At 72.4% G+C, this 2,503-nt stretch carries 5 protein-coding genes; 4 read left to right on the top strand and 1 reads right to left on the bottom strand.

Annotation, left to right across the window (positions count from 1 at the left end; all coding sequences use genetic code 11):
• The first annotated feature begins 97 nt into the window (after positions 1–97).
• The 4 genes from ACWCO3_RS33885 to ACWCO3_RS33870 all read left to right on the top strand — a co-directional run bounded on the left by ACWCO3_RS33885 (position 98) and on the right by ACWCO3_RS33870 (position 2,176).
• Complete coding sequence (locus ACWCO3_RS33885) at positions 98–754, top strand: FadR/GntR family transcriptional regulator (RefSeq protein WP_450014034.1); 657 nt, start codon at positions 98–100, stop codon at positions 752–754.
• A gap of 39 nt (positions 755–793) precedes the next feature.
• A complete protein-coding gene (gene mscL, locus ACWCO3_RS33880; RefSeq protein ID WP_145778103.1) occupies positions 794–1,255 on the top strand; it encodes a large conductance mechanosensitive channel protein MscL in 462 nt (153 codons plus the stop codon).
• Positions 1,256–1,336: 81 nt separating this feature from the next.
• A complete protein-coding gene (locus ACWCO3_RS33875) occupies positions 1,337–1,588 on the top strand; it encodes a hypothetical protein (protein ID WP_088951051.1) in 252 nt (83 codons plus the stop codon).
• A gap of 216 nt (positions 1,589–1,804) precedes the next feature.
• The gene (locus ACWCO3_RS33870; RefSeq protein WP_145778104.1) at positions 1,805–2,176 is read left to right on the top strand and encodes a hypothetical protein; all 372 of its coding nucleotides are present in this window, start codon (positions 1,805–1,807) and stop codon (positions 2,174–2,176) included.
• On the opposite strand, the gene ACWCO3_RS33865 is transcribed toward ACWCO3_RS33870, so the two are convergent.
• Positions 2,089–2,503: benzoate/H(+) symporter BenE family transporter (locus tag ACWCO3_RS33865; protein ID WP_450014031.1), on the bottom strand; the 415-nt coding region annotated here is incomplete at its 5' end. The genes ACWCO3_RS33870 and ACWCO3_RS33865 overlap by 88 nt on opposite strands.

Here is a 2,503-nt window from a genome sequence, read left to right as displayed (position 1 = left end):
GCGGGATGAGCTTGCTGATGCCGCCGACGATCACGAAGACCTGGAGGCCGAGGGTGAACGCGAGACCACCCGCGAGGAGCTTGCCGAACGAGCCGCCGTGCCGCCACGCGGCCACCGTGTCCGGCAGACCATCGAGCAGCTCCGGGCCCGGATCCTCGGCGGTGAGTGGCCGGTCGGCGGGCGCATCCCCACCGAGCCGCAACTGGTCGCCGCGCTGGGCGTCGGGCGCAACACGGTCCGCGAGGCGGTCCGCGCCCTGGTGCACGCCGGGGTGCTGGAGTGCCGGCAGGGTTCCGGCACCTACGTGGTCTCCACCGACGAGCTGGCCCCGGTGGTGGCCCGCCGCCTCGGCGACGACCGGATGACCGAGGTGATCGAGGTGCGCCGTGCCTTCGAGGTGGAGGCCGCCCGTCTCGCCGCGCTGAGGCGTACACCGGAGGATCTGGCGGCGCTCGACGGCGCGCTCGCCGAGCGCGAGGCCGCCTGGCACGACGGCCGGGTCGACGCGTTCGTCGAGGCCGACGCGACGCTGCACACGGTGGTGGTCGCCGCCGCGCACAACGCCATGCTCGCCGAGCTGTACGCCTCGGTCGGCAGCGCCCTGCGCAGCACCGTCGCCCAGGCGATGGGTGACGCGCTCACGCCGGAGCGCTACGTCGACCACAGCCGACTGGTCGAGGCGATCCGGGCCGGCGACCCGGGCCGGGCCGCGCTCGAGGCCGGCGCTTTTCTGGAGCCCGCCGAACGGGCATAGGTTGTCCCCGACAGAAAAGCGGACACCTCGGGAGTACGGATGCTCAAGGGCTTCAAAGACTTCATCATGCGCGGCAACGTCGTCGACCTGGCGGTCGGCATCGTGATCGGTGCGGCGTTCACCGGCGTCGTCACCCAACTCACCAAGTCGTTCCTCGAACCACTGATCAAGGCACTCGGCGGGGGCACTGGCCTGTCGGCCGGACGGTGGGAGATCACCAAGGGCAACTACATGGACTGGGCGGGGTTCATCAACGCCCTGATCACGTTCCTGCTCACCGCTGCGGTGCTCTACTTCTTCGTGGTGTACCCGATGAACAAGCTGGCCGAGCGGCGGCGGCGGGGCGAGGAGCCGCCGCCGGCGGCGCCGAGCGAGGAGGTCAAGCTGCTCACCGAGATCCGCGACGCGCTGGTCTCCGCCGGCCACACCACCCCGGGCCAGCAGCGTGGGGCGCTGGACGACGCGCTGGGCCGCCGGACGGAACCGCCGACGCAGCGCTGATTCGATCGGATGCACATCGGCCCCTGCGGGAATCCCGCAGGGGCCGCATCTTCTCGTACGTGTGTTCGATAGAGTCCCGCCATGGAGCAGCGGAAGCACTGGTGGAACGGGAAGTGGGGACGGCTGGCCCGGCGGGACGTCTTCCTGCGGGTGGACGCCGACCGGTGGCACGTCGAGCAGCGCGCCGGCGGGGCCGAGGGCATCTCCCGGTTCTACGAGTACGGCAGTGCGGACGAGGCCGAGGACACCGTCCGGGCCCTCCTCGACGGCCCGGACACCTGGCGGGAGCTGTCCCCGCGCCCGCCGGGCAGCTGGACCCTCCCGAACAGCTGACCAGCTCAGGGTGATCCCGCTGGGCGGCGGACTCCGCCGCTGGCCGTCGCCGCTTCAGACCCGGAGGCGGTACCGCTCTCAGCGGTGATGCCGCTGGGGCATCTTGATGCCACACAGGCATCACGCTCTCCGGTTGTCGCCGTGCGCCGCTGCCGCCACCCGCCGGCCGGCATGCGGCGGCGTTTAGCGGCGCACCGCCCCGGGAACCGCGGTGGGATGGACCAGCAGGACGAGCAGCAGGCGACCATTTCGCGGATCACCACCGGGATGCCGGTGATCGACTCAACCGGCACCGAGGTCGGAACCGTGGACCTCGTCCAGCGGGGCGACCCGAACGCGGTGACCGTCCAGACCTCGACCGCCGACCCGGGCAGCAGCCTGGACGAGCTGATCGAGGCGACAGCGGTCGAGGAGCCGGACGTCCCGGCCGACCTGGCCGCGCGGCTGCTGCACAGCGGCTACCTGAAGGTGTCGACGGAGTTGACCCGCACCGGCGCGGTCTACGTACCGGCCGACCGGATCGGCTCGGTGGCCGACGGCCGGGTCCTCCTGGCCGTCGGCGTGGCGGACCTACCCCCCGAGGAGTGATCCGACGGCCCTGGCCCGTCGGCCGGCGGCACGGTGGGTTGGCTGCGGCGATGGAAGAGCAGCAGCATCAGGCAGCCGGCGACCAGACCCCAGAACGCGCCGCCCACGCCGATCAGCGTCACCCCGGAGGCGGTCACCACGAAGGTGACCACCGCGGCCTCCCGGGTCGCCGGGTCGGCCACCGCCGAGGCGAGCGCGGTCGCGAGGGCGCCCAGTAGGGCCAGTCCGGCGACGGCCTCGATGAGGATCGGTGGGGCGCCATGCCCCCCATCGTGCCACCGGTTTCCCGGAACCGAGGAACCGGAACGCCGGCCCGTCGTGGATCGC

This window comes from Micromonospora sp. NPDC002411 (genome assembly GCF_053592955.1).
Note: the sequence above shows the minus strand (reverse complement) of the source record. Positions and strands in the feature narration are given on the sequence as shown.